Genomic DNA, 25,618 nt, shown 5'->3' with positions numbered 1-25,618 from the left:
GGACCCAGAGCCACGCGTAATGCGCTGCCTGGCCCTGGGTCCCGGGTCGAGCCCGGGATGACGACGCTGCTTGTTATTCCCGCACCACCTCGATCTCGTCGAACCGCTTCCACCGGTAGATCGCGAAACTCAGTACCCAGCACGCCACGAACAGCGCGATGATCGCAAAGCCCAGCCCGTTGAAATTCTCGCCCAGCGCCGAAGCAACGTCCCACACGCCCCCGCTCAGGCCCAGCTTCGACGCCAGCAGCGCGAGCGTCTCGATCCCGCCGATCGCGATCGCGACGATCGCCGAGATCAGCGTGATCGTGATGTTGTAATACAGCTTGCGGATCGGCTTCACGAACGCCCATTCATACGCGCCAAGCATCACCACCCCGTCGGCACTGTCGACCAGCGCCATGCCGGTCGCGAACAGCACGGGCAGCACCAGCACCGTGCCGATCGACAGCCCGTCCGCGGCCTGGCTCGCCGACAGGCCGAGGATCGCGACTTCGGTGGCGGTGTCGAACCCCAGCCCGAACAGGAAGCCGAGCGGCGCCATGTGCCAGCTGCGCGTGACCAGCCGGAACATCGGCCGGAACAGCCGCGCGAGCAGCCCGCGATTGCCGAGCAGCAGGTCGAGATCCTCCTCGACATAGCGCCCCCCGCCGCGGACATGGGCGAAGGTCCGCCACACCGATCGCAGGATGATCAAGTTCATCGCCGCGATCGTGAACAGGAACAGCGCGGATATCAGCGTCGCGATCACCCCGCCCGCCTGCTTGAACGCCTCGAACTGCGCCAGCGCACTCGCGGTCAGCGCGATGGCGACCGCGGCGATCAGGACGATCCCCGAATGGCCGACCGCGAACCAGAAGCCGACCCCGATCGGCCGTTGCCCGTCCTGCATCAGCTTGCGCGTCACATTGTCGATCGCCGCGATATGATCGGCGTCGACCGCATGGCGCAGGCCCAGCCCCCAGGCGAGCATCGCGGTGCCCAGCATCAATGGCTGCGCCTGGAACAGCGCGAACGCCCATCCCCAGGCGGCGATATTGGCCGCCACCAGCATCGCGAACATCCAGCCGATCCGGTGTCGCGTCGAACGACCGGCGGTCCGCCCGGTCATGATCTTGGTCATTGGCACATCCCCGGCGTCCGACGAGGACGGGGGCCTGCCGCGAACGACCGGGACGCGCGCCGACCGGACGCCCTGAGCGGCCGGCATGCGTCGCCGATGCGGCCCCCGCCGCATGGTCGTCGCTCAGACGGCGTTCACCGTGCCTCGGCCACCCCCTGGACCGGGACAAGAGCGACCAGACGCCGGCAGGTCTCCTGGCTCGCGGGTCAAGGCTCGACGCACACCTTCCCAGGCCATCGGCCCAGTGGCTGCCCCCGTCGCAGGGGGCGCGTGCGTGTCGCTCGCCGCTTACAGTTGCAGGGACAGCTGCGGTCTTGGGGCGAACCCCGCACCGCATTCCCATTCAAGCCCCGAGGGGCACCGACGCGATCTGTGCGGATCCGGCTTGCGTCGGACCTGCGCCATAGGGCTAGCGCGTTTTGCCTGCGCTGACGACAGGATTTGCGTGCGACGCAACGCAGGGCATGTCGTCCCATCTCACCGCAACGTCTGCCGCACCTCGTACGTTGACCACGTGACCGACCGGCCTCCCGCCGGTCGCGGCGTTGCCCGCTTTCCGCCCCGCGGCATTCGTGCGAGCAGCGCAGACCTTCATCGCCCCGCTGAACGGAGCCCGCATGCGCCCTCTCGTCCCCGTCGCCGAAGCCCAGTCCCGCCTCTTCGCCATGGCATCGCGCGTGCCGGCCGAAACCGTGCCGCTGCGCTCCGCGATGGGTCGCTGGGCGGCGGAGGACATTCTCGCCCGCCGCACCCAGCCTGCGACCGACCTTTCGGCGATGGACGGCTATGCGATCCGCTACGCCGATCTGCCCGGCCCCTGGACCGTCATCGGCGAGAGCGCGGCCGGCCGCCCCTTCGCCGGCACGCTCGCCCCGGGCGAGGCGACGCGCATCTTCACCGGCGCGGCGATGCCGCCCGGCGCTGATACCGTCCTTGTTCAGGAAGAGGCCGCGCGCGACGGCGACCGGCTGATGCTCGACGGCGAAGGCCCCGCCTTTGAAGGCCGCAACACACGCCGCAAGGGGCTCGACTTCGCGACCGGCACGCGGCTGATCGCGGCCGGCGATCGGCTGACGCCCGCGCGCATCGCGGTCGCTGCGACCGGCGGACACGGCACGCTGTCGGTCGGCCGCCGGCTGCGCGTCGCGGTCGCCGCGACGGGGGACGAGCTCGTTCCGCCCGGCTCGACCAGCGACCCCGTCCTGCTACCGGAATCAAACGGCATCATGCTCGCCGCGATGCTCGCCGACCTGCCCGTCGACATTATCGATCTCGGAATCCTCCCCGACCGGCTCGACACGCTGCGTGACGCCTTTGCCGGGGTCGACGCCGATCTGCTGGTAACCACGGGGGGCGCGTCGGTCGGCGATCACGATCTCGTCCGCCCCGCAATCGAGGCGGCGGGCGGCAGCATCGACTTTTGGCGGATCGCGCTGCGCCCGGGCAAGCCGATGATGGCGGGCGCGCTTGGCCGGACGATGCTGCTCGGCCTACCTGGCAACCCGGTCTCCGCCTTCGTCACCGCCATCCTCTTCGTCCGCCCCGTGGTCGCGCACATGCTCGGCGCGCGCGATCCCCTGCCGCAGACGACGCACGCGCTGCTCGGCGAGGATCTTCCGCCCAACCAGTCGCGGACCGACTATATGCGCGCCGAACTGCGCGAGGGTCGCGCCTATGCCTCGACCATCCAGGACAGCTCGATGCTGCTGACGCTCGCCCGCTCGTCCTGCCTGATCGTCCGCGACGGCGACGCGCCTGCGGCAAGGGCGGGCGACTCGGCGGAAATCCTCGTCATCGCGTGACGTCACCGCTTGACGAAGCTGCAAGTGTTCCATAGAAGTTCCTCGTCTGTTCCGGACGGAGAACCGTTATGCTCACGCGCAAGCAGCACGAGCTTGTCTGCTTCATCAATGACCGCCTCGCCGAGACGGGCGTGTCGCCCTCGTTCGAGGAGATGAAGGACGCGCTCGACCTGAAATCGAAATCGGGCGTACACCGTCTGATCAGCGCGCTTGAGGAGCGCAACTTCATCCGGCGCCTGCCCAACCGGGCGCGCGCGCTCGAAGTGCTGCGGATGCCCGAGCGTCCCGAGTCTGCAACAGGGCAGACGGCGGCGAAGTCGGGGCCGAAGGTGGCGGCATCGGCCGACACCGTATCTGCGCCGAACACGGCCAGCGCCACGCCCGCGTCGCCCGATCGCATCGCGGCGAACGACGTCGTCGAGATCCCGCTGCACGGCCGGATCGCCGCCGGCGTCCCAATCGAAGCCTTTGAAGGCAGTTCGATGCTGGCCGTTCCGGCCGCACTGCTTGGCACCGGCGAGCATTATGCGCTGGAGGTTTCGGGGGACTCGATGGTCGAAGCCGGCATCCTTGATGGCGATTACGCGCTGATCCGCCGCACGGAAATCGCACGCGACGGCGAAATCGTCGTCGCGCTGATCGAGGACAGCGAAGCGACGCTTAAATATTTTCGCCGCGAAGGCGCGATGGTCCGGCTTGACCCCGCCAACCGTGCCTATGACCCCCAGCGTTATGCGCCCGCACAGGTCCGGGTTCAGGGCAAGCTGTCGGGTATCCTGCGCCGCTACGACTGACGAATGCCGGGGAGCGCTGGCGGTCATCACCGCCGCGCAACCGGCTGGCGTGGCGTTCAGTGGGCCGCGACCAATGACATCGCCACGAAAAGCGCGCCGCCGACAAGCGTCGAATATTGGCGGACTTAGTAGCAGCTTGCTTTGCATAAGACCGGCATAATCCAGCTCCAACGTTGGCCACCGTCCCGAATACCCGGACGAAGCCAACGGTGGAGGCAGGTCGCACGCGCATTAAACCAGCAAGCCCCCGTCCCACCTCCCCCGTCATCCTGACGAAAGTCAGGATCGAGAGCCCGGCACGCAATCCTCGTGACCTTGGGCTCTAATCGCAGCCTGGATGACGGTTGGCGCGAAATACGTCTCGTCGAAACTACGGACTGACAGAGATGTCGATCCGACGCGCTGACCAACGGCCAAGCATCATCGTCCGCGCTCCTGAACCGCGGCTTCCCGAACCGGTGGCCACACCTTCGCGAAATCCTGACCCGACACTCCGGTCGCGGCCTATCGCTCTGACCACCCCCGAGCCGGCACCCGAAACCGGACCGACGCCGCACCCCCGGCCATCCCGCGCTGATCGCCCCCCGCCCCGAACCGACGCGCTGGCCGCGCCAGCGTCGGCGGATCGCGCCACGGGTGCCGATCCCCCGGATTGAGTACCGTCACCATCCGCCCCGTGGTCAACGTCAACGCGATCCCCCCGGTCCGCGCGAGCACCGATCGATCGAGCTTCAGCCATCGCGGCGTACAATCGCGCGGCAGCCCGCGCTCGCTGATGACGATGTCCGCGCGCCGGCAGGCGGCAACCATCTCCGCGATCGGCACCCGGTAAACGCTCCGCGTTGCCAGCACACGCCACGCCCGCCCCCGCGCGACGACATCGGTCAGGCACAGGTCGCGGCTGCACCGCGCGTCGGGCTGATCCGCGAGCAGCAGCGGCTCACCATCGACCCCGCCATTCTCCGCCAGTGTATCGCGGACATAATCCCCCGCCCGATCGCGAAGCAGCGCGAGCCCGGCGGCGGTCCGGACCGCGACATGGCGACCATCGCCCGTGACCAGTATATCGGGTGACGGCGTCGTCAGCGCCCAGATCGCGCCAATCGCCAAGGGCAGGATCCCGATCCGTCGCCACTGTGTCCGCCACAACGCGATCCACACACCGCCGCCGACCATCAAGGCAAACGCCCCATCGGGAACCGCCGGCAGCGCGCGGACCGCGCCCGGTGCATGCGCCACGCCTCGCGCGAGCCACAGCAGCGCGTCGAGCGCATGCTGGACCAGCCACCAGGCGGGCGCGCCAATCCCGATCGTGTCGAGCAGCAGCGCCAGCGCCTCGAACGGCATCACGACAAACGTGGTCAGCGGGATCGCGACGATATTGGCGACCGCGCCGTACAGCCCGGCCTTGTGGAAATGATAAACCGCGATCGGCATCAGCGCCGCCTCGACAACGAGCCCGGTCAGCAGCAGCGACGCGGCGCCGCGCAACAGGCGTCTGCTGCGGCCCTCGTCATGCGGCGTGAACGTGGCACGGACGACGGGATGCTCGTGCAGCGCGATGATCGCGGTGATCGCGGCGAACGACAATTGGAAGCTCGGCCCGGCGAGCGATTCGGGCAGCGCGAGCATCACCGCGATCGCTCCCGTCGCGACGAGCCGCAACGTCATCGCCTCGCGCCCCATCGCCAGCGCGACCAGCACCAGCAACGCCGCGACGCAGGAGCGGATCGTCGGCACCTGGCTGCCCGTCAGCACGGTGTAGCCGATCGCCGCTGCGGCACCGGCAAGCGCGGCGATCAGTGGCAGTCGCGTGTGCAGCGCGAGCCATGGGCTGAGCGCCAGCAGCCGCATCACGATCAGCATCGTCGCGGCGACCGCCGCGGTGATGTGGAGGCCGCTTACCGAAAGGAGATGCGCCAGCCCGGCGCGGCGCATCGCCTCCGCATCCGCGTCGCTGATCGCGCCGACGTCGCCGGTCGCCAGCGCCGCCGCGATCCCGCCCGCGCTCCCGTCAAGCTGCGCGACGATATGCCGCGACAGCGCCACCCGGACTCCAGCGCCGCCGCGGCCCGGCTCTGCTACCACCACAGGCGAAAAGCCCCGCCCCGTCGCGCCGATCGCGCCGAACCAAGCGACGCGCGCAAAGTCATAGGCGCCGGGCACCGCCGGCAAGGGCGGCGGCATGAGTCGCGCGCGAAGCTTTATGGTCGCGCCGATCGCGAGCGTCGCCGGCGCATCCGCCTCTGCCAGGTTGATGCGGACGCGGCCGGGCAACGCAACCGGCGCGCCATCGGCGTCCTGCCCCGGCCCGACCGGCCGCACCGTCAACCGCACCAGCCGACGCGCGACGAGCGGTTCGATCGTCTCGACCCGCGCGGACAGCTGCACGAATGTCGGCCCCGCGAGCACCGGTGCCGCCACCCGGTCCGATCGTACCCAGATCAGCCCGATGCCGAGCGCCGCCGCAATCGCGCCGATCGCGAGCATCCGCGCCGCGCGCCCGCCGCGCCCCGCCGCAAGTCCGGCCAACCCGCCAGCGACCAGCACCAGGATCGCGGTGCCCCATGCCGCGGGATCGGGCAGCACGAACCACAGTGCGATGCCGCCGCCAAGCCCGACCGGCAACCAGGTTATGAGCTGATCGCGCTCCGCCTCCAGCCAGCGTTCGATCGCCCGGCCCGGCTCCGCCATCCAGGGCGGCACGCCCATTTGTCGCCGCCGGGGACGCATGCTAGAGGCGGCGACGGCTGATCCGGCCATCGTTTCTACAGTCTGGGAGCACCCGCGGTTGGGCGCAATATCTGATACGGATGCCGTCGTTTCGGCCGCACCCGTGGTTACTCGTTTCGCTCCGTCGCCGACGGGGTTCCTGCATCTTGGCGGCGCACGCACGGCGTTGTTCAACTGGCTGTTCGCCAAGGCGAACGGCGGCAAATTCCTGCTGCGTATCGAGGATACCGACCGCGTGCGGTCGACCCAGCCGGCGATCGACGCGATCATCGACGGCATGCGCTGGCTGGGGATCGACTGGGACGGCGACGTCGTCATGCAGTTCGCCGGCGCCGATCGCCACGCCCGCGTCGCGCACCAGATGGTCGAGGCCGGCCACGCCTATCGCTGCTACATGACCAATGACGAGATCGCGGCGATGCGCGCGGAGGCGCAGGCGGCCAAGAAGCCGCTCCGCATCCGCAGCCCGTGGCGCGACCGTCCGGCAAGCGAGGCCCCCGATCTTCCCCATGTCGTCCGCCTGCGCGCGCCGCAGGAAGGTGCGGTCACGATCGAGGATCGCGTCCAGGGATCGGTGACGGTCCGCAACGAGGAAATCGACGATCTCGTCCTCCTCCGTTCGGACGGCACGCCGACATACATGCTCGCGGTCGTCGTCGACGATCACGACATGGGCGTTACCCACGTCATCCGCGGTGACGATCATCTCAACAACGCGTTCCGGCAGCTGCCGATCTACCGCGCGATGGACGCGATCGAGGGCGGCTGGCCCGATCCGATCTATGCGCACATCCCGCTGATCCACGGCCCCGATGGTGCCAAGCTGTCCAAGCGTCACGGCGCCGTCGGCATCGAGGCGTATCGCGACGAGATGGGCATCCTGCCCGAGGCGTTCGACAATTACCTGCTGCGGCTCGGCTGGGGGCACGGTGACGACGAGATCATCAGCCGCGAACAGGCGGTCGAGTGGTTCGACCTGTCGGGCGTCGGCAAGTCGCCCTCGCGCTTCGACCTGAAGAAGCTCGAGAATCTGAACGGCCACTATATTCGCGAGGCCGATGACGCGCGTCTGGCCCAGCTCGCCGCCGATCGGCTCGGCCATGCCCTGCCCGATGGCGGACTCGACCTTCTGACTCGCGCCATGCCGGTCCTGAAGCCACGTGCAGCGAACCTGAACGAACTCGCCGAAGGTTCGAATTTCCTGTTCAGCCAGCGACCTTTGGCGATGGATGACGCCGCAGCGAGCCTTTTGCAGGGTGAAGCGAGTGCGATTCTGACGAACGCGCATGCTGAACTTGACGCGCTCGACAAGTGGGATACGGAAGCGCTCGAAGGCGCGGTACGGCGCGTGGCCGAAGCGCGAAGCCTAAAGCTCGGGCAGGTTGCACAACCCCTTCGCGCCGCGCTGACCGGTCGCAAGACGTCGCCGGGAATATTCGATGTGCTCGACCTGCTCGGGCGTGACGAGAGCCTCGGTCGGATCGCCGACCGGATGGCAGACTGATAAGATTTCGAGGAAGGATACAAGCATGAGCGAGACCGCAAACCTCAAGGTCGACGGCAAGGAATTCGATTATCCGGTCATGTCCGGTACGGTCGGCCCCGATGTCATCGATATCCGCAAGCTGTACGCGCAGACCGACAATTTCACCTATGATCCGGGCTTCACCTCGACCGCCTCGTGCCAGTCGAAGCTGACCTATATCGACGGCGATGCGGGCACGCTGCTCCACCGCGGCTACACGATCGGCGAGCTCGCCGAACAGTCGAACTTCATGGAAGTCGCCTATCTGCTGCTGAACGGCGAACTGCCCAGCGAAGAAGAGCTGTCGACCTTCTCGAACACGATCACGCGCCACACGATGGTGCATGAGCAGCTCGCGCAGTTCTTCCGCGGGTTCCGTCGCGACGCGCATCCGATGGCGATCCTGTGCGGCGTCGTCGGCGCGCTGTCGGCCTTCTATCACGATTCGACCGACATCCACGATCCGGCACAGCGCGTCATCGCGTCGCATCGCCTGATCGCCAAGATGCCGACGATCGCCGCGATGGCGTACAAGTACAGCGTCGGCCAGCCGTTCGTCTATCCGGACAACACGCTGAGCTACACCGGCAACTTCCTGAAGATGACGTTCGCCGTGCCAGCGGAGAAGTACGTCGTGAACCCGATCGTCGAAAAGGCGATGGACCGCATCTTCATCCTCCACGCCGATCACGAGCAGAATGCGTCGACCTCGACCGTCCGTCTCGCCGGCTCGTCGGGCGCCAACCCGTTCGCGTGCATCGCGGCCGGCATCGCCTGCCTGTGGGGCCCCGCGCATGGCGGCGCCAACGAAGCCGCGCTCAACATGCTGCATGAGATCGGCACGGTTGACCGGATCCCCGAGTTCATCGCCCGCGCGAAGGACAAGAACGATCCGTTCCGCCTGATGGGCTTCGGCCACCGCGTCTACAAGAACTACGATCCGCGCGCGGCCGTCATGCAGACGACCGTTAAGGAAGTGCTCGGCGAGCTGGGCGTCACCGACCCCGTGTTCGACGTGGCGATCGAGCTCGAGCGTCTGGCGCTGAACGATCCCTACTTCATCGAGAAGAAGCTGTTCCCGAACGTCGACTTCTATTCGGGCGTCATTCTCTCGGCGATCGGCTTCCCGACCTCGATGTTCACCGTGCTCTTCGCACTCGCCCGCACCGTCGGCTGGGTCGCGCAGTGGAACGAGATGATCACCGATCCCGACCAGAAGATCGGCCGTCCGCGCCAGCTCTACAGCGGCCCGACGCAGCGCGACTATACGCCGATGGCGTCGCGCTGAGATGAAGCTCCGGCCGATCCTCATGGTCATCGGTGTGCTGTGCGCGCTGATGGGGTTCCTGTGGATCGGCCAGGGGCTTGGCTATGTCCATTGGCCGCGATCGAGCTTCATGCTCGATCAGCGGCCTTGGGCGGACCGCGGCGCCGCGCTCGCGGTATTAGGCCTGGTACTGATCCTGGCCGCGCGTCGCCTGCGTCGGTAACGACAACACGAACCGAGCCCCCTCGCCGATCGCGCTGTCGATCGTCAGGTCGCCGCCCATCGCCCGAGCCAGCCGCCGCGCGATATAGAGGCCGAGGCCGTTGCCGCCCGGCTCGGACGCGTCGACCCGCTCGAATTTCTCGAAAATCCGTGCATGATCCGCGGGCGCCACGCCCTTGCCGGTATCCGCGACGACGACGGTCACCTGGTCGCTCCCCGCATGCGCCGTCACCATCACCGCGCCACCCGACTGCGAATAGCGCACTGCGTTGCCGATCAGATTGACCAGGATCTGCAACACGCGCCGGAAATCGCCGTGCGCGACGACGCGGGCTTCCGCAGCGGGACGGGTGATCGTCACGTTCGCATTCCCCGCCCGCACCGCCAGCAGCCCGGCAGCACGCCGCGCAATATCGGCCATATCGATCGTCTCGAGAAGCAGCGCGAAGTCGGGTCGCTCGACCGCCTGAAGATCGACCAGATCGTCGACCAGCGCCAACAGATGGCGGCCGGCATTGGCGATGTCCGCGGCATAATCGGCATAATCGGGCTGCACCAAACCATCGGTCTGCGCATGGATACTGTCGGCGTTCGCAACGATGCGCGCTAGCGGTGTCCGCAGCGCACGATCTAGCCCGGCGGTGAAGGTCGGCGACAGCTGGTCTGCCCCCGCCGGCCGGGGCTTGGCGGCCGGCGATGGCACGTCCGCGGGATCGTCGATCAGTTGCCCGCTGCCGATGAACCCGGCAAAGGCGCGTTCCGCGTCACGGCGAACCACCGCGCTCAGCATGATCGCGCGGCCCGACCCCCGCAGTCGCGCGGGCTGTGCGTCGAGCGGCTGGCGGCGCGCGACCGCGTCGAGGATCGGCAGCGCGCCGTCATCGCCGCTGTCGAGCATGACGAGGCTGGTCAGCGGCTTGCCGAGCAGCGCCAGCGGGTCGACGCCCATGCGGGGCCCTGCGTCGGGCGATACGAATGTCAGGCGAAGTGCTGCGTCGGTTTCCCAGCGCCAGTCGGCACCACTCGACAGAAAATCGACGCCTGCACCGGGGTTCGGTGCCGCTGGACGCCACGGCTGGAGTTCGCGCCAGCCACTCACCGCAAGGCCGACTGTATCGCCCTCGGGCTGCGCACGGACCCACAGATCGAGATCGACGTCGTCATCGGCGATCACCACGCTGCGCGAAACCGCGATTCCCAGCCGGCGCGCCAGGCGTGCGATCATCGCGAGCTGCGGCACCGCGATCGGCGCGCCGATCACCCCCCCCGCGCGGCTGTTGAGCGCAAGAAGGATCGGATCCGCCGACAGCAACACGCCGTCCCCTGCCACTTCCGCCAGTGCGACCGCAGTATCGCCTGTCGTATATCCCGTCATCGTCGGTCTGCCCCGGCCAGCGCCCGCAACGCCGCGCGAAACTCGCGGTGCATTGCCAGCGGTGCGATCGCCGCGCGCGCATCGTCGACCGCGACGCTCGCGATGCTGTCGAGCGCGTCGGCGAAACTTTCGATATCACGGCGTGGATCGGCATCGGCCAGCGCCAGCCCGATCCGCGCGATCGTCTCCCGGTCGAGATCCGCCGCCCGCAGTGCCAGCCACAGTTGCTCTCCGTCGGGATCGAGTACGATCACCCGGACCTGTTCGGCATCGATCCCGATCGCATGCGCCAGCACCGCGACGAACAGGGTCAGACGCCGGTCGCCGAGCGCCTCGACCAGCAGCGCCGGCAATTCGTCGCGACGGGCATCGATCGCCGCGGCGAGGCGGATCGCGACCGCTTCGGGGCGCTCCGCGTCATCATGCGCGGCAAGGCTGCGCAGCGCCGCTTCGGTGATTGCCTGATCACTCTGGCCGCGGCCCTGCATCGCGACCATCTCGCCAGCGTCCTTCAAGGCATCGTCAAGCCCGTCGCGCACCGCTGCGGCAACCCACCAGACGAGGCGGCGATGCAGGTCGGCGGGCACGTCGCTTCCGGCGATCATTCCCGATTCATTGGCAGCACGACGCCGACTTTCCGCCGCGAGCAGCGCGCCGGCCGCGGTGGCGACGGTCGTATCCGACACCCCCGTCAGGCGGATCAACAGGCTCGGCTCCTCGGGACCGGCAATCGCGGCGGGAAGGGCGTCTGCGATCAGGTCGTGCCGGACGCGAGCGATCAGGTCCTTCATCAGGTCGCGATCGCGCAACACCCCCGACCGCGTCAGCCGCAGCAAGGCGCCGCCCTGCGTCAGGATCGCCTCCGCCCGCGTCGTCTCCCCCAGCCCGGCGAGAACGCGGGCGGCATGACGGCGGATATCCGCCTCGATCGCCCCGATGATCCCGCGCAGGACATGCGCCAGCATCAACCGCGTACGCTCCTCCAGCCGCGCATCGGCGGTCAGGAAAAAGTCGGTGATTGTGGTTTCCAGCCGGTCGTCGGCCCGCTGACGCGCACGCGCGGCGCGCGCGATCGCACTCGCGCGTGACAGCGCGGGATCAGGCAAGGGTTCAGAGCCAACCGACATGCGCCGTGCCTACCCCCTTATTGTTAAGGCGGTACTAAGGCTGAAGACGAAGATGCTCGATTGCCGCAGCCAGCGTGACCGTCGCGTACAGCCCGGCGATCGCAAGGCCCAACAGCGGAAATCCGAGGATCGCGACGATCGTGACGATCAGCAGATAGGCCGGCGCACTGCCCCACCACATGCGGCGCGCGCGCTCGACGATCGCGCGTTCGCCAAGCGCTGCGATCGCAAGCAGCGCGGCCGCCATGACAAGCGCGCTGTTGTCGGCCGAATAGCCCGCCCACAGAAAGGCAAACAGCAGAACGGCGAGCGCGCTGACGACGCCGATTCCGCGCGTCTGCATCGTCGCGACCGACTCATCGTCGCGCAGCCCGCTCAGCACCGAGCCGATCGCCAGACCGACACAGGCCGTGCTGGCAAGCACCAGTCCGGTCGCCAGCCAGCCGAACAGCATCGCGCCGAGCCCGGCGGCGGCAATACCCAGTGACGTCGCGCCGACGGTCGTGCCGGCAACGCTCTTATCGACCAGGAACGGCAGGCCGAGCCTGGCGATCGGCGCGAGCACGAAACGGTCGAACCAGCCGCTGCGCCCCGACACGATCGTCGCCAGCACGGCACGACCGCGTTCTTCCAGCGTCCGCGCCTCGCGCTCAATGCCGTGCCCGCTGCGAATTGCATCGGTCGGCAACAGGATCTGCACCGCGCGCGCCTGCACCGCGATCCGCAGCAGCGTCGATTGCAGGTCGTAATCATTGGGCAGGCCAGCGACTTCGGCGATCCGCGCGGGCTCCAGCCGGGCGACCCCGGCCCATGCCATCTGGCCGCCGACACGCTCGAACCCCGGTCCGGCATCGTCCTCCGGCACGACGAGCAGCGCATCGCCACCCTCGTTCGCCATCGCCGCAACGATGCTCTCGGTCGTCACCAGCCCGTCGCCGAGCATCAAGACGCGCGCCAGCGGATGGAGCTTTTCCATCGCCTCGGCCGCAGTCCGGACGGTATCGACCGCGACACCGCGGCGGTTGATGCGATTGATCGCGCCCAGCAACTCGGGCGTCAGCCGCGCGACGACAACGATGACCTGACGCACGCCGGCTGCAATCAGCAACCGCGCCTGATACTCGATCAGCGTGACGCCGCTGAACGGCAGAGTGGCAGCCAGGCGATCGGGACGATCGTCGGCATCGTGAATAGCAAAGAGAAGCCCGGCAAGCATCTGCGGCTGTTAGGCGTCGAAACGACGGATGCAAAGCCCGCGCGTCGGCAGCGCGTGCAGATCGACGCCCTGCATGCGCATCAAAGCTGCTCGACCGCGTCGCGCAGCCGGCGCAGCATGTCGTCGTCGCCGGGCAGGGTGTCGGCCGCCGCGCGCGCCAGCGTCATCAGCGGCATTGCGCCAAAGCTCGCCGCCAGCCCCTTCAGCCGCCATGCCGCGGCGCGCCAAGCGTCGGCGTCGGATGCGTCCACCATAGCGTCCAGCGCGTCGGCCGCGCTGTGGGTGAAGGCGAGGTGCAGGTCGGCGATCAGCAGCGGATCGTCCCCGACCGCGGCTGCCAGGGCGGCGTCGATTGCTCCGGGATCATAGGCCATGAGATGGGGCGTACACGCGACCGACTTAACGGGAGGTTGCGCTATTCGCTTTGTCAAAGCCGATTTCATGGTAAAACCCGGGCATGAACGGGGGTTCTTCCATCATCGGCCTGCGCGCGGACCCTGCCCGGGATCCGGACCTTGGCGACGTCCCACCACCGCCTTTGAAGGAACGCGCACCCGTGTTTATCGACGACTATATCCTGCCGGCGGACGACGACGACGCCGATCGCGGCCGGATCTTTGCAGGTGCGGCGATCGCCGCGGTCCTGCTCTGGCTCGCCGTCATGCTCTGGCTCGTCCGCGGCGAAATCGGTGCGATCGGACCGGTCGCGCTGGTCCAGCTCCTCGCAGCGCTGTGCGTCGTGCCTGCGCTGATCGGCATCATCTGGTTGCTCGCGATGCGGACGAGCCGGACCGAGGCGGCGCGGTTCGGCGCCACGGCGCGCGCAATGCAGGCGGAATCCGCCCGGCTCGAACAGGCGGTCGCCGCGACCGCGCAGACGATCGACCGCAATCGCCGTCATCTGGCGGATCAGGTCGACACGCTGATGACAATGGGCGAGACCGCGCATCAGTTTCTCGGCGCGATCGGTCAAGGCTTCGCGACCGAGATCGAACGCGCCGACGCACACACGCGCAGCCTCGTCGCCGCGGCCGACGCGACGCAGACGTCGCTCGGTGTCCTGCTTGCCTCGCTGCCGCGCGCGCATGCCGAGACGGAAGCGATGGCGGACCAGCTCGAGCGCGCCGGCCTTTCCGCCAGCGAGCATGCCGGTGCCCTCGATGCGCAGATCGGCGCGCTGGCGGCCCGTGGCCGGGAGGCCGATGCGGTGGCGAGCGGCGCGGCGCAGCGGCTGGCCGCACATATCATCCGGATGGAGGCGACCAGCGAAACCGCCGGCGCGCGGCTTGAGGCCGTCACCGAGACGATGTCCGAAGCGGTCGACGCGCTGCTCGGGCGCACCGCCGATGCGGTCGACGAGGCACGCAAGGGCATCGCCGCGCAGGGTGACGCGGTGCTGGCGATGGTCAGTGCCAATCAGGCTGCACTCGACGGCGCGACGCGCGCGAGCGCCGAGGCAATCGCCGACCGGATCGCCGGCGTCGATTCGGCGATCGCCCAGGTTGCCCGCCGCCTCGAGGATCAGCGTACAGCCGGGGAGGATATCCTCGGCTCGCTCGGTTCAGGCCTCGACCAGGTCGAGACGCGGATCGACACGCTCCACCATCATGGTGTCGAGCGGACCCAGTTGCTCGCTGCGTCGATCAGCGCGCTGGGCGGCTCGGCGGATGCGATGACCGAGGCGCTGCGCTCGGGCGAGGCGATGGCGGGGCGGACGATCGGCACGACCGAATCGCTGCTGATCGCCCTCGACGCCGCGGCGCGCGAGATCGACGAAACGCTGCCCGATGCGCTCTCACGGCTCGACCGGCGCGTCGCGGACAGCAAGGCGATCGTGGTCGCGGCAAAGCCCGAACTGCTCGCGCTCGTCACCGCGGCCGAAAGCACGCACGACGCGATCGAGGCGATCGCCGGGGTCATCGCCGAACAGCGTAGCGTGCTCGATCGCCTGTCGAACACCCTGCTCGACACGCTGGCCTCGGGACGCGCCAAGGCGGACGCACTCAGCCAGATGGTCGACGAGACGATCGACCGCACCAACAGCTTCTCCGAAGAGGCCGCACCCCGTCTCGTCGAGGCATTGCTGCGCGTCCGCGAGACCGCGACCGCGGCGGCGGATACCGCGCGCCACACGCTCGCTCAGGTCATTCCCGACGCCGCGCAGGCGCTCGAGCTCGCCAGCAGTGCTGCGCTGCGCCGCGCGACCGGCGACACCGTCGATCGACAAATCCAGGCGATCGGCGACGCGACCGACGCCGCGGTCGACGCGACGACGCGCGCGACCGAGCGGCTGGCGGCACAGGTCGAGGCGATTGCACAGCAGACCGCGGTCGTCGAAACCCGGCTCGAAGAGGCACGCAACGACCGCGAAACCGCCGATCGCGACACATTCGCGCGGCGGGTCTCGCTGCTCATCGAATCGCTGAACTCCGCCTCGATCGACATCGCCAAGGCGTTCGCGCCCGAAGTCGCCGACAGCGCCTGGGCGGCCTATCTCAAGGGTGATCGCGGCGTCTTCACCCGCCGTGCGGTGCGCATCCTCGACGCGAACGATGCCCGGTCGATCGCGAACCTGTATGACGACGATGCCGGTTTCCGCGAGATGGTGAACCGCTACATCCACGACTTCGAATCGATGTTGCGCGCGATCCTGGCACAGCGCGACGGCTCACCGCTCGGCGTCACCCTGCTCTCGTCGGATATGGGCAAGCTCTACGTGGCGCTCGCACAGGCGATCGAACGCCTCCGCTAATAGGGGCGCCCGCCCCGGTCGCGCTAGCGGCGGACCATGTCGCGTGTGTCGAACAGGTCGAACATCTGCGGCGTGATCCAGCCATAGGCGTAATTCAGCTGGAACAGCACGAACAGCGTCGTAGCGACGATCGTCACGCGCCAGGCGACGCGGCCGGCGTGGAAATCATGCGGCGCGCTCTCGGACTGGCCGGGGACGGTTTCGCCCCCGACCTCACGCGTCGTCCGAACACCGAATGGCAGGACCAGGAACACCGAGAACGCCCAGAACAGGACGTAGATCGCGAGTGCCGAGGTCCAGCGCATCGGCTCAGCCTTCGATCAGCAGAACGTCGACGATCGGCTTCTTGCCCGTCCAGCGCGTCGAGACCTTGCGGACTGCAAGCCGGACCTGCTCGCGCATCTTGTCGATATCGCGCTTGCCGCCCCGCACGGTGTCGGCAACCGCCTGGACCGCATCCGCGACGAACGCGGCACGATCTTCCTCCACCGGCACGCCCTGAACGCGGACCTGCGGCTGGCCGAGCATCCGCCCGTCCTTGCCGATCGCCACCGCGACCGAAATCTGGCCATTGATAGCCAGCTTGCGACGCTCGTTCAGCGTGGTGCCGTCCGCCGGCAGGATCACGTCACCGTCGAGGACCAGGCGGCCGACTGTCGCATTGCCGATCTTGACCGGCCCCTTGGGCGCCAGCCGGACGATGTCACCGTTGCTCTGCACCAGCGCACGGGGAATCCCCTGCTCCAGCCCGAAGCGCGCATGCTCCATCATGTGGCGCATCTCGCCATGCGTCGGGATCAGCATGTCGGGACGCAGCCACTCGTACATTTGCGCGAGTTCCGGCTGGCCGGGATGGCCCGAGACGTGGACGTGCGCCTGGCGCTCGGTCACCATCCGAATGCCCTTGGCGGCCAGCGTGTTCTGGATGCGGCCGATCTGGACCTCGTTGCCGGGGATCTGCTTCGACGAGAAGATCACCGTGTCATCGGCCTCGAGCGTGATCGTGTGGCTGCCATTGGCAACCCGCGCGAGCGCGGCACGCTCCTCGCCCTGCCCGCCGGTGGCGACGATCAGAACCTTGTTCTTGGGCAGCCGCATCGCGGTGTCGGGATCGATCGTCTCGGGGAAGTCCTTCAGATACCCCGTCGCACGCGCGACCTTGATGATCCGGTCGAGCGACCGTCCGGTGACGCAGAGCTTGCGGCCGGTTTCCTTCGCCACTTCGCCGAACGTGTGGAGCCGTGCGGCGTTCGACGCGAAGCTGGTGATCATCACCCGGCCCTTGGCCTTGCTGACCTCTTCGAACAGGCCCTTGCGGACCGTGCTCTCGCTGCCTGATGCGGTGGTGTTGAAGATGTTCGTCGAATCGCAGACCAGGACGTCGACGCCCTTGTCGCCGATCGCCATGAAGCCTTCGGGCTTGGTCGGATTGCCGATCACCGGGTTCTTGTCGAGCTTCCAGTCGCCGGTGTGGAACACGCGACCATAGGGCGTGTCGATCAGCAGCGCGTTCGCCTCGGGGATCGAATGCGACATTTCGACGAAGGTGAAGCCGAACGGCCCGAGCTGGAAGTTGCCGCCCATCGGGATCATCTTGAGCTTCACGCGGTTGGCGATCCCCTCTTCCTCGAGCTTGCCGCGGACCAGGCCCATCGTGAACGGCGTCGCATAGATCGGCACGCCAAGGTCTTCAGCGAGATAGGGCAGCGATCCGATATGGTCCTCATGGCCATGCGTGATCACGATGCCGAGCAGATCGTCGATCCGTTCCTCGATGAACGACAGATCGGGCAAGATGACGTCGACGCCGGGATATTGCGGATCGGCAAAGGTAATGCCGAGATCGACCATCACCCATTTGCCCTGGCAGCCATACAGGTTGACGTTCATGCCGATTTCGCCGGAGCCGCCAAGGCCACAGAAAAGGAGTTCGTTCTTCGGAGTCATTGATTACTTTCAGGATTACAGGGGAATGTGGCCCGCAGGCCGGTCGGCGCGAGCCCAATGGCCCTAGATATGGTGACGGTCCCACATCATCGCCAGCCCCTGGATCGTCAGGTCGGCTTCGATGACGTCGAACACGTCGGTCTGTTTTTCGAAGAGAGTGGCAAGTCCGCCGGTCGCGATGACCTTGACCGGTCGCCCGACCTCGGCCTTCATCCGCGCGACCAGTCCCTCGATCATCGCGACATAGCCCCAATAGATGCCGATATGCATCTGCGAGACCGTGTTCAGCCCGATCACGCTGGTATCGCCGGGTGCCTCGATCGCGATGCGCGGCAATTTGGCGGCAGCGGTGACCAGCGCGTCGAGCGACAGATTGATCCCCGGCGCGATGATGCCGCCCTTGTACGCGCCGCGATAGTCGACGAGGTCGAACGTCGTCGCGGTGCCGAAATCGATGACGATCAGGTCGCCGTCGTGCAGCGCGTGCGCGGCGATCGTATTCACCGCACGGTCGGCGCCGAGCGATGCCGGCTCGTCGACGTCGATCGCGATCCCCCATTCGACCGGCGCGCGGCCGGCGATCAGCGCCTCGGTCGCGAAATATTTCGACGCCAGCACCTGCAGATTGTGCAGCGCGCGCGGCACCACCGTCGCGATGATCACGCCGTCGACGGCACCCCGGTCGTGCCCGCCGAGCTGCATCAACTGGCTCAGCCACACCGCATATTCGTCCGCCGTGCGACGCGGATCGGTCGCGATCCGCCAACGCGCGACGATGACGCCCTTCTCGACGAGCGCGAACACGACATTGGTATTGCCGGCATCGATGGCGAGCAGCATGCGGGGACCTTCAACCTTTCCGTGCGGATAGTGCATAGTCGAGACCCACGGCGATGGCGATGACGCGCCGCATCACAGCAGGAATATGTCGGCGGCGTGGATGACACGGCGCTCGCCCGACGCGGTGCGCAGGATCAACGCGCCATCGCTATCGAGCCCCACGAACAGTCCCTCGATCGCGTCGCCGTCCGCGAGCCGCGCGGTCAGCGCGGTGCCCGCCGGATGCGCGCAATCGACCCAGCGCGCGCGGACCGGCGCCAGCCCCTCGGTCCGCCAACGCGCGACCCAGCGCGCAAAGCCGTCGGCAAGGATGCCGAGGAACGACGCGGGCTCAATGACGACGCCGTGCGCCGTGAGATCGGTCGTCTTGCGATCGGGCAACTCGGGATGGTGCGCGATGTTGACGCCGAAGCCGACCACGACCGCATCGTCCGCGCGCTCGAGCAGGATCCCCGACAGCTTGGCACCGGCAAGTAACAGGTCGTTCGGCCATTTGAGCAGCAGCGTCGCGCTTGAGTCCGTGGTTCCCTGTCGGATACCGGAGACGAGGAAGGTCGACACGGCCTCATACAACGCGACCGCCGCGACCAGCGCGAGGCTGGCGGCGGGCGGATCGCCCGGACGCAGCCGCACCAGCGTGCTCACATAGAGATTACCGTCGGGGGACGACCATTCCCGCCCTTGCCGGCCGCGCCCTGCAGTCTGCCGGACCGCCCTCAGCCAAAGGCCGTCATCGGCGCCGGTGCGGGCCAGCGCCAGCAGGTCGGCATTGGTCGATCCAGTCTCCGCAACGGTACGGATGATGCTCAGAACAACGCCCGCGCTGCCGCCATCGTCCATGCGCCAAGCACGGGGATGAGCAGATAGCCGGCCGGCGACACGAACACCGCTGCCAGCGCGATCAACCCGCCCTCGAGCTTGTTCTCCATCGGCGCAAAGGCGGGGGCCGGATCATCGAAGTACATCGTTTTGACGACGCGCAGGTAGTAATAGGCGCCGATCACCGAAGCCGCGATGCCGACCACGGCAAGTGGGAAGAGCCCAGCATCGACGGCCGCACTGAACACCGCGAATTTGGCATAGAAGCCGAACAGCGGCGGTATGCCGGCAAGGCTGAACATGAAGATCGCGAGTGCCGCAGCAAGCCCCGGCCGCGTCCGCGACATGCCCGCAAGGCTCGCGATCGTCTCGACTGGCTGCCCGTCATCGCCGCGCATCTGCAGCACGACCAGGAACGAGCCCAATGTCATCGCGACATAGATCGTCAGATACATCAGCACGCCCGACACGCCCTCGGGCGTCCCCGCAGCAAGACCGATCAGCGCGAAGCCGACATTGTTGATCGACGAATAGGCGAGCAGGCGCTTGACGTTGGTCTGGCCGATCGCGGCGACCGCGCCGAGGATGATCGAGGCGAGCGCCGCGAAGATCACGATCTGACGCCACTGGTCCGTCGCCGGCCCCATTGCCTCGATCGCGACGCGTACCGCCATCGCCATTGCCGCGACCTTGGGAGCCGAGGCGAAGAAAGCGGTGACCGGGGTCGGTGCGCCCTCATAAACGTCGGGCGTCCACATGTGGAACGGCACTGCGCTGATCTTGAATGCGAGCCCTGCGAACACGAACACCAGACCGAACAGCAAGCCAAGCGACTTGGTCCCGGCATAGGCGTCGGCGATGCCCGAGAACAATGTCGTGCCGCTGAAACCGTAGACCAGCGAGATACCGTACAACAGGATGCCGCTGGCGAGCGCGCCGAGCACGAAATACTTCAGACCTGCCTCGGCCGATCGCCCGTCGCGCCGCATAAAGCTGGCGAGGACATACGCCGCAAGGCTCTGCAGCTCGAGACCGACATAGAGCGTCAGCATGTCGCTGGCCGAGACCATGATGCCCATCCCGCAGGCCGACAACAGGATCAGCACCGGATATTCGGGGCGAAGATCCTCACCCTGTGACCGCGCAAAGAAGCTCGGCGCCATCATGATCGCGACCGCGGACGCGATGTAGATCAGCACCTTGGCAAAGGTACCGAACGCATCGGCACGGTAGAGGCCGTCGAACGCATAGCCGCCCGACGATGCCGGACCGACCAGCGCGATTCCGGCGCCGACCAGAACGAACACGGAGGCGATCGACACGGCGCGCGTCGACGTGTCCCCGCCCCAGGCTGAGACGAGCATCAGCGCGATCGCCCCCAGCGCCAGCACCAGCTCGGGCAGCGTCATTGCGATGTTAGCGGCGTATTCCATCAGTGTGCCTCCCCGTGCGCGGCTTCATGCACGGTGGCGGGCTTCCCCGCAGTTGGGTTCGAATCGCTGGCCGGCTTGGCGCGGTCGACGCGCGCGAGCAGGACGCTGACATCCTTGCGCATCGGCGCGAAGAAGCTCTCGGGATAGACGCCCATCCACAGCACGACGGCTGCGATCGGCGCGAGCAACCAGAATTCGCGCGCCGACAGGTCGACCATGCCGCGAACCTCGTCCGACTTGATCTCGCCGAAGACCACGCGACGGTAGAGATACAGCATGTACGCCGCGCCGAGGATGATGCTCGTCGTGCAGAGCAAGGCCGTCCAGGTCGAGACCTGATAGGTGCCCATCAGCGACAGGAACTCGGCGACGAAGCCGCTGGTGCCCGGCAGGCCGATCGACGCCATGGTGAAGAACAGGAAGAAGATCGCATAGCGCGGCATGTTGATCGCCAAGCCGCCATAGCGCGAGATCTCGCGGGTATGGAGCTGGTCGTAGATCACGCCGACGCAGAGGAACAATGCACCCGATACCAGCCCGTGGCTCAGCATCATGATCATCGCGCCTTCGATGCCCTGTCGGTTGAACGCGAACAGGCCGATGGTGACGATCGCCATATGCGCGACCGACGAATAGGCGATCAGCTTCTTCATGTCCGACTGCACAAGCGCGACCAGCGACGTGTAGATCACCGCGACCGCCGACAGGCCGAAGATCAGCCAGGTGAGCTGGCCAGAGGCTTCGGGGAACATCGGCAATAGGAAGCGCAGGAAGCCATATCCGCCAAGCTTGAGCAGCACGCCTGCCAGGATCACCGACCCTGCGGTCGGCGCCTGCACATGCGCGTCGGGCAACCAGGTATGGACCGGCCACATCGGCATCTTGACCGCAAACGACGCGAAGAACGCCAGCCACAGCCAGGTCTGCACATGCGCCGGGAAGTCATAGTTCAGCAGCGCCGGGATGCTCGTCGTGCCCGCGGTCTTCGCCATGTACAGCATCGCGATGAACATCAGGACCGAGCCGAGCAGCGTGTACAGGAAGAACTTGTACGACGCGTAGATCCGGTTCGCGCCGCCCCAGATACCGATGATCAGGTACATCGGGATCAGGCCGGCCTCGAAGAATACGTAGAACAGGAACAGGTCCTGCGCCGCGAACGTGCCGATCATCAGCACTTCGGTGAACAGGAACGCCGCCATATATTCCGGCACGCGGGTCGTGATCGAGCGCCAGCTGGCACCGATGCAGATCGGCATCAGGAACACGCTGAGCATGATCAGCATCAGCGCGAAGCCGTCGATGCCGAGCGACCAGCCGAACGGCCCGAAGATGCCGGGGGCATGCTCGACGAACTGCCACTGCGCGCCGCCGATGTCGAAGTTCATCCACAGCATAATGCCGAGTACGAAGTCGATCAGCGTTGCCGCCAGCGCGAGCATCCGGGCCGTGTTCGCCGAGACGAACAGGCACGCGATAGCCGCGATCATCGGGACCGCGATCAGGACGGAGAGGATAGGAAAGCCGGTCATCAATAGAGTCCGATCGCCCAGGTTACGGCGGCTGTCAGGCCGATCAGCATGACGAAGGCATAGGTGTAGAGATATCCCGTCTGGAAGCGGCCGGCGACGCGCGCGCCGACCTGGACCAGCCAGGCAGACCCGTCGGGGCCGAACCGGTTGATCGTCTTCTCGTCACCGCGGTGCCACAGGAAGCGGCCGATCGCGAAGGCGGGGCGGACGAAGATCAGGTCATACAGCTCGTCGAAATACCACTTATGCAGCAGGAAGTCGTAGAGCACGCCGAATTGCTCGATCACCTTGCCCGGGAAGGACGGGTTCTTGATATAGGCGTACCAGGCGGTCAGCAGGCCGAGCAGCATCGCGATCGTCGCCGACAGCTTGATGAACAGAGGCACGCCGTGCATCTCGTGCATCAGATGTTCGCGAAACGCGAGTGCGCCCTTCCAGAACTCTTCGCCTGCACTCGGCTCGATGAAGTAACCGTGGAAGACGAAGCCTGCTAGCACCGCACCAATCGACAGGACGATCAGCGGGATCAGCATCGGCAGCGGGCTCTCATGCGGGTGATACCCGCCATCGCCTTCTGCCGGCGCATGCACGGCATCGTGATGATCATGCGGCGCATGGCCTGCGTCCTCGGCCTTTGCCGGGTTCGCGTGGTGATCGTCGACATGATGCGCGTCATGCGCATGATCGTCATGACCGTGCGCGTCGTGGAGCGCATGCTGGATGTGCTCCGATGCGGCCCAGCGCGGCTTGCCCCAGAAGGTGAGGAACATCACACGCCACGAATAGAAGCTGGTGAGCAGCGCAACGAGCACGCCGACGAACCACACACCCGGCTGACCCGCGGCCCAGCTCGCCTCGATGATCGCATCCTTCGAATGGAAGCCAGCGAACCCGAATGCGGTGTTGCCGAAGATGCCGGGGATGCCGACGCCGGTGATCGCGAGCGTACCCGCCATCATGCCCCAGAACGTCACCGGGATCTTCTTACGCAGGCCACCATAATAGCGCATGTCCTGCTCATGGTGCATCGCATGGATTACCGAACCCGCACCCAGGAACAGCAGCGCCTTGAAGAAGGCATGCGTGAACAGGTGGAACATCGCCGCGCCGTACGCGCCGACGCCGGCCGCGAAGAACATGTAGCCGAGCTGCGAACAGGTCGAATAGGCGATGACCCGCTTGATGTCGGTCTGGACGAGGCCGCAGGTCGCGGCAAACAGGCAGGTCGCGGCACCGACCGAGGTGACCACGGTCAGCGCGACCGGGCTCATCTCGAACATCGGCGACAGGCGGCACACCATGAACACGCCTGCAGTGACCATCGTCGCCGCGTGGATCAGCGCCGACACCGGGGTCGGGCCTTCCATCGCGTCCGGCAGCCAGGTGTGCAGGCCGAGCTGTGCCGACTTGCCCATCGCGCCGACGAACAGCAGCAGGCAAAGCACCGTCATCGTATCGAAACGGTAGCCAAGGAAGCCGATCGTCGATCCGGCCATGCCGGGCGCGGCGGCCAGGATCTCGGGGATCGAGACCGTGCCGAACACCAGGAACGTGCCGAAGATGCCGAGCATGAAGCCAAGGTCGCCGACGCGGTTGACGACGAACGCCTTGATCGCCGCGGCGCTTGCCGATGGCTTGCGGAACCAGAACCCGATCAGGAGGTAGGACGCGAGGCCCACGCCTTCCCAGCCGAAGAACATCTGGACAAGATTGTTCGCGGTCACGAGCATCAGCATCGCGAAGGTGAACAGCGACAGATACGCGAAGAAGCGCGGCTGGTCGGGATCCTCATCCATATAGCCCCAGCTATACAGATGGACGAGAGCCGACACCGACGTGACGACGACGAGCATCACCGCGGTCAGCGCATCAACGCGCAGCGACCACGCGACGTTCATGTCGCCCGACTGGATGAAGTTGAGCAACGGCTCGACGGTCGCGCTGCTGGTGCCCGCCATGAAACCGAGGAAGATCGGCCAGGACAACAGGCACGACGCGAACAACGCGGCCGTGGTGACGATTTTCGCCGGCACGTTGCCGATCGCGCGATTGCCGAACCCGGCAACGATCGCGGCCAGTAACGGCAGGAAGACGATAAGCTGGATCAACCGTATTACCCCTTCATCCGGTTGACGTCGTCGACCGCAATGGTGCCGCGACCGCGGAAATAGATGACCAGAATGGCCAGGCCGATCGCGGCCTCACCCGCCGCGACCGTCAGCACGAACATCGCGAACACCTGTCCGACGAGATCGTTGAGGAAAGCCGAGAAGGCGACGAGATTGATGTTCACCGCGAGCAGGATCAGCTCGATCGCCATCAGGATGACGATGAGGTTCTTGCGGTTCAGGAAGATGCCGAGCACCCCCATGGTGAACAGGATCGCCGCGACGACGAGGTAGTGGACGAGACCGATCGTCACAATTCGACTCCCTGCCCGACGACCGGGCGCGTGTTGCGCGTTGCGTCCTGCGGACGGCGTGCGTTCTGACGGCTGATGTTCTGCGCCTTCACGCCGCCACGCTGGCGATGCGTCAGCACGATCGCACCGATCATCGCGACGAGCAGCACGAGCCCGGCCGCCTCGAACACGAACAGATAGCGCGTGTAGAGCAGGTTGCCGATCGCCTGGATGTTGGGCACCCGGGCATCTATCGGCGCCGCGCGCCGCGCGAGCTGGATTGGCCCGGTGCTCCACGCACCGATCGCGATCATCACCTCGGCGGCGAGTGCAACCGCGAGCGCCAGCCCGATACCGAAGTACCGCGCCACGCCGGCGCGCATCTCGGCAAAGTCGATGTCGAGCATCATGACGACGAACAGGAACAGCACCGCGACCGCACCGACATAGACGATGACGAGCAGCATCGCGATGAACTCGGCCCCGACGAGGATCATCAGACCCGCCGCGTTGAAGAAGGCGAGGATCAGCCACATCACCGAATGGACCGGGTTGCGCGACGCGATCGTCATGGCGCCCGACAGGACGACGACGAAGGCGAAGAGATAAAAGGCTAAGGCCTGGATCATGAGGTCCTCGTCACCCCAGCGAACGCTGGGGTCTCACGCCGCGCGGGCGCGCTCGGAAACGGGGAGATCCCAGCCTGCGCT

Annotated in this window: 21 protein-coding genes and 1 riboswitch; of the genes, 6 read left to right on the top strand and 15 right to left on the bottom strand. The window is 66.9% G+C overall.

Annotation, left to right across the window (positions count from 1 at the left end; all coding sequences use genetic code 11):
* Positions 1-73: 73 nt before the first annotated feature.
* Positions 74-1,111 carry a HoxN/HupN/NixA family nickel/cobalt transporter gene (locus IFS44_RS05195; protein ID WP_446740839.1) on the bottom strand — a complete coding sequence of 346 codons (1,038 nt, stop codon included), beginning with the start codon at positions 1,109-1,111 and terminating at the stop codon, positions 74-76.
* Positions 1,112-1,290: 179 nt separating this feature from the next.
* Positions 1,291-1,503: riboswitch (cobalamin riboswitch) on the bottom strand.
* Between the two features lie 237 nt (positions 1,504-1,740).
* Here IFS44_RS05195 and IFS44_RS05190 point away from each other — a divergent pair.
* Together IFS44_RS05190 and lexA are read left to right on the top strand one after the other, a co-directional pair.
* The gene (locus IFS44_RS05190; protein WP_192097731.1) at positions 1,741-2,925 is read left to right on the top strand and encodes a molybdopterin molybdotransferase MoeA; all 1,185 of its coding nucleotides are present in this window, start codon (positions 1,741-1,743) and stop codon (positions 2,923-2,925) included.
* 68 nt (positions 2,926-2,993) lie between these two features.
* Complete coding sequence (gene lexA / locus IFS44_RS05185; RefSeq protein ID WP_056406218.1) at positions 2,994-3,719, top strand: transcriptional repressor LexA; 726 nt, start codon at positions 2,994-2,996, stop codon at positions 3,717-3,719.
* A gap of 504 nt (positions 3,720-4,223) precedes the next feature.
* Here lexA and IFS44_RS05180 read toward each other — a convergent pair.
* Positions 4,224-6,431, bottom strand: a complete 2,208-nt coding sequence (locus tag IFS44_RS05180) for a ComEC/Rec2 family competence protein (protein WP_244649937.1) — start codon at positions 6,429-6,431, stop codon at positions 4,224-4,226.
* Between the two features lie 19 nt (positions 6,432-6,450).
* Here IFS44_RS05180 and gltX point away from each other — a divergent pair, with 19 nt between their 5' ends.
* Genes gltX through IFS44_RS05165 form a run of 3 tightly spaced genes read left to right on the top strand, consistent with a single transcriptional unit; the run spans position 6,451 to position 9,467 of the window.
* Positions 6,451-7,956: a glutamate--tRNA ligase gene (gltX, locus tag IFS44_RS05175; RefSeq protein WP_081877730.1), complete on the top strand. Its 1,506-nt coding sequence runs from the start codon at positions 6,451-6,453 to the stop codon at positions 7,954-7,956.
* Between the two features lie 25 nt (positions 7,957-7,981).
* Positions 7,982-9,265, top strand: a complete 1,284-nt coding sequence (locus IFS44_RS05170) for a citrate synthase (protein WP_192097730.1) — start codon at positions 7,982-7,984, stop codon at positions 9,263-9,265.
* A 1-nt stretch (position 9,266) separates the two neighbouring features.
* Positions 9,267-9,467, top strand: coding sequence for a hypothetical protein (locus IFS44_RS05165; RefSeq protein ID WP_031395754.1), 201 nt, complete (start codon positions 9,267-9,269; stop codon positions 9,465-9,467).
* Here IFS44_RS05165 and IFS44_RS05160 read toward each other — a convergent pair.
* From IFS44_RS05160 to IFS44_RS05145, 4 genes are all read right to left on the bottom strand, one after another.
* Entirely contained in the window at positions 9,423-10,841 is a 1,419-nt protein-coding gene (locus IFS44_RS05160; protein ID WP_192097729.1) for a sensor histidine kinase, read from the bottom strand. The genes IFS44_RS05165 and IFS44_RS05160 overlap by 45 nt on opposite strands.
* The gene (locus tag IFS44_RS05155) at positions 10,838-11,968 is read right to left on the bottom strand and encodes a DUF2336 domain-containing protein (protein ID WP_031394560.1); all 1,131 of its coding nucleotides are present in this window, start codon (positions 11,966-11,968) and stop codon (positions 10,838-10,840) included. The genes IFS44_RS05160 and IFS44_RS05155 overlap by 4 nt, the downstream gene beginning before the upstream one ends.
* 34 nt (positions 11,969-12,002) lie before the next feature.
* Complete coding sequence (locus IFS44_RS05150) at positions 12,003-13,184, bottom strand: hypothetical protein (RefSeq protein WP_037527531.1); 1,182 nt, start codon at positions 13,182-13,184, stop codon at positions 12,003-12,005.
* Between the two features lie 80 nt (positions 13,185-13,264).
* The gene (locus tag IFS44_RS05145) at positions 13,265-13,558 is read right to left on the bottom strand and encodes an Hpt domain-containing protein (protein ID WP_192071237.1); all 294 of its coding nucleotides are present in this window, start codon (positions 13,556-13,558) and stop codon (positions 13,265-13,267) included.
* Positions 13,559-13,740: 182 nt separating this feature from the next.
* On the opposite strand from IFS44_RS05145, the gene IFS44_RS05140 reads away from it, so the two are divergent.
* Complete coding sequence (locus tag IFS44_RS05140; RefSeq protein WP_342366336.1) at positions 13,741-15,936, top strand: hypothetical protein; 2,196 nt, start codon at positions 13,741-13,743, stop codon at positions 15,934-15,936.
* 23 nt (positions 15,937-15,959) lie between these two features.
* Here the strand turns inward: IFS44_RS05140 and IFS44_RS05135 are convergent, their stop codons facing one another.
* The 9 genes from IFS44_RS05135 to IFS44_RS05095 all read right to left on the bottom strand — a co-directional run bounded on the left by IFS44_RS05135 (position 15,960) and on the right by IFS44_RS05095 (position 25,537).
* Positions 15,960-16,241, bottom strand: coding sequence for a DUF1467 family protein (locus tag IFS44_RS05135; protein ID WP_031393778.1), 282 nt, complete (start codon positions 16,239-16,241; stop codon positions 15,960-15,962).
* A gap of 4 nt (positions 16,242-16,245) precedes the next feature.
* Complete coding sequence (locus IFS44_RS05130) at positions 16,246-17,883, bottom strand: ribonuclease J (protein ID WP_159512398.1); 1,638 nt, start codon at positions 17,881-17,883, stop codon at positions 16,246-16,248.
* Between the two features lie 63 nt (positions 17,884-17,946).
* Positions 17,947-18,723, bottom strand: coding sequence for a type III pantothenate kinase (locus tag IFS44_RS05125; RefSeq protein WP_192097727.1), 777 nt, complete (start codon positions 18,721-18,723; stop codon positions 17,947-17,949).
* Positions 18,724-18,795: 72 nt separating this feature from the next.
* Positions 18,796-19,563 carry a biotin--[acetyl-CoA-carboxylase] ligase gene (locus IFS44_RS05120; protein WP_192097726.1) on the bottom strand — a complete coding sequence of 256 codons (768 nt, stop codon included), beginning with the start codon at positions 19,561-19,563 and terminating at the stop codon, positions 18,796-18,798.
* Positions 19,530-20,975 (bottom strand): NADH-quinone oxidoreductase subunit NuoN, encoded by a 1,446-nt coding sequence (nuoN, locus tag IFS44_RS05115; RefSeq protein WP_192097725.1) that lies wholly within the window; start codon positions 20,973-20,975, stop codon positions 19,530-19,532. The genes IFS44_RS05120 and nuoN overlap by 34 nt, the downstream gene beginning before the upstream one ends.
* Entirely contained in the window at positions 20,975-22,507 is a 1,533-nt protein-coding gene (locus IFS44_RS05110) for an NADH-quinone oxidoreductase subunit M (RefSeq protein WP_192097724.1), read from the bottom strand. Before IFS44_RS05110 ends, nuoN begins: the two co-directional genes overlap by 1 nt.
* The gene (gene nuoL, locus IFS44_RS05105) at positions 22,507-24,615 is read right to left on the bottom strand and encodes an NADH-quinone oxidoreductase subunit L (protein ID WP_192097723.1); all 2,109 of its coding nucleotides are present in this window, start codon (positions 24,613-24,615) and stop codon (positions 22,507-22,509) included. The genes IFS44_RS05110 and nuoL overlap by 1 nt, the downstream gene beginning before the upstream one ends.
* A gap of 5 nt (positions 24,616-24,620) precedes the next feature.
* Positions 24,621-24,929, bottom strand: coding sequence for an NADH-quinone oxidoreductase subunit NuoK (gene nuoK, locus IFS44_RS05100; RefSeq protein ID WP_031393835.1), 309 nt, complete (start codon positions 24,927-24,929; stop codon positions 24,621-24,623).
* The gene (locus IFS44_RS05095; RefSeq protein WP_031440949.1) at positions 24,926-25,537 is read right to left on the bottom strand and encodes an NADH-quinone oxidoreductase subunit J; all 612 of its coding nucleotides are present in this window, start codon (positions 25,535-25,537) and stop codon (positions 24,926-24,928) included. Before IFS44_RS05095 ends, nuoK begins: the two co-directional genes overlap by 4 nt.
* Between the last annotated feature and the right edge of the window lie 81 nt (positions 25,538-25,618).

The organism is Sphingomonas sp. CFBP 13706 (assembly GCF_014842355.1).
GTDB classification, from domain to species: Bacteria; Pseudomonadota; Alphaproteobacteria; order Sphingomonadales; family Sphingomonadaceae; genus Sphingomonas; species Sphingomonas aerolata.
Note: the sequence above shows the minus strand (reverse complement) of the source record. Positions and strands in the feature narration are given on the sequence as shown.

What these genes read in the sequence shown, in the direction of transcription:
- IFS44_RS05095 (WP_031440949.1), bottom strand. Translation starts at nt 25,537, where the DNA reads ATGATCCAGGCCTTAGCCTTTTATCTCTTCGCCTTCGTCGTCGTCCTG.
- IFS44_RS05195 (WP_446740839.1), bottom strand. Translation starts at nt 1,111, where the DNA reads ATGACCGGGCGGACCGCCGGTCGTTCGACGCGACACCGGATCGGCTGG.
- IFS44_RS05155 (WP_031394560.1), bottom strand. Translation starts at nt 11,968, where the DNA reads ATGTCGGTTGGCTCTGAACCCTTGCCTGATCCCGCGCTGTCACGCGCG.
- IFS44_RS05165 (WP_031395754.1), top strand. Translation starts at nt 9,267, where the DNA reads ATGAAGCTCCGGCCGATCCTCATGGTCATCGGTGTGCTGTGCGCGCTG.
- IFS44_RS05130 (WP_159512398.1), bottom strand. Translation starts at nt 17,883, where the DNA reads ATGACTCCGAAGAACGAACTCCTTTTCTGTGGCCTTGGCGGCTCCGGC.
- gltX (WP_081877730.1), top strand. Translation starts at nt 6,451, where the DNA reads ATGCTAGAGGCGGCGACGGCTGATCCGGCCATCGTTTCTACAGTCTGG.
- IFS44_RS05150 (WP_037527531.1), bottom strand. Translation starts at nt 13,184, where the DNA reads ATGCTTGCCGGGCTTCTCTTTGCTATTCACGATGCCGACGATCGTCCC.
- IFS44_RS05125 (WP_192097727.1), bottom strand. Translation starts at nt 18,723, where the DNA reads ATGCTGCTCGCCATCGATGCCGGCAATACCAATGTCGTGTTCGCGCTC.
- nuoN (WP_192097725.1), bottom strand. Translation starts at nt 20,975, where the DNA reads ATGGAATACGCCGCTAACATCGCAATGACGCTGCCCGAGCTGGTGCTG.
- IFS44_RS05120 (WP_192097726.1), bottom strand. Translation starts at nt 19,563, where the DNA reads ATGGACGATGGCGGCAGCGCGGGCGTTGTTCTGAGCATCATCCGTACC.
- IFS44_RS05110 (WP_192097724.1), bottom strand. Translation starts at nt 22,507, where the DNA reads ATGACCGGCTTTCCTATCCTCTCCGTCCTGATCGCGGTCCCGATGATC.
- IFS44_RS05135 (WP_031393778.1), bottom strand. Translation starts at nt 16,241, where the DNA reads ATGCGCTGGACCTCGGCACTCGCGATCTACGTCCTGTTCTGGGCGTTC.
- IFS44_RS05160 (WP_192097729.1), bottom strand. Translation starts at nt 10,841, where the DNA reads ATGACGGGATATACGACAGGCGATACTGCGGTCGCACTGGCGGAAGTG.
- IFS44_RS05180 (WP_244649937.1), bottom strand. Translation starts at nt 6,431, where the DNA reads ATGGGCGTGCCGCCCTGGATGGCGGAGCCGGGCCGGGCGATCGAACGC.
- IFS44_RS05190 (WP_192097731.1), top strand. Translation starts at nt 1,741, where the DNA reads ATGCGCCCTCTCGTCCCCGTCGCCGAAGCCCAGTCCCGCCTCTTCGCC.
- lexA (WP_056406218.1), top strand. Translation starts at nt 2,994, where the DNA reads ATGCTCACGCGCAAGCAGCACGAGCTTGTCTGCTTCATCAATGACCGC.
- IFS44_RS05145 (WP_192071237.1), bottom strand. Translation starts at nt 13,558, where the DNA reads ATGGCCTATGATCCCGGAGCAATCGACGCCGCCCTGGCAGCCGCGGTC.
- IFS44_RS05170 (WP_192097730.1), top strand. Translation starts at nt 7,982, where the DNA reads ATGAGCGAGACCGCAAACCTCAAGGTCGACGGCAAGGAATTCGATTAT.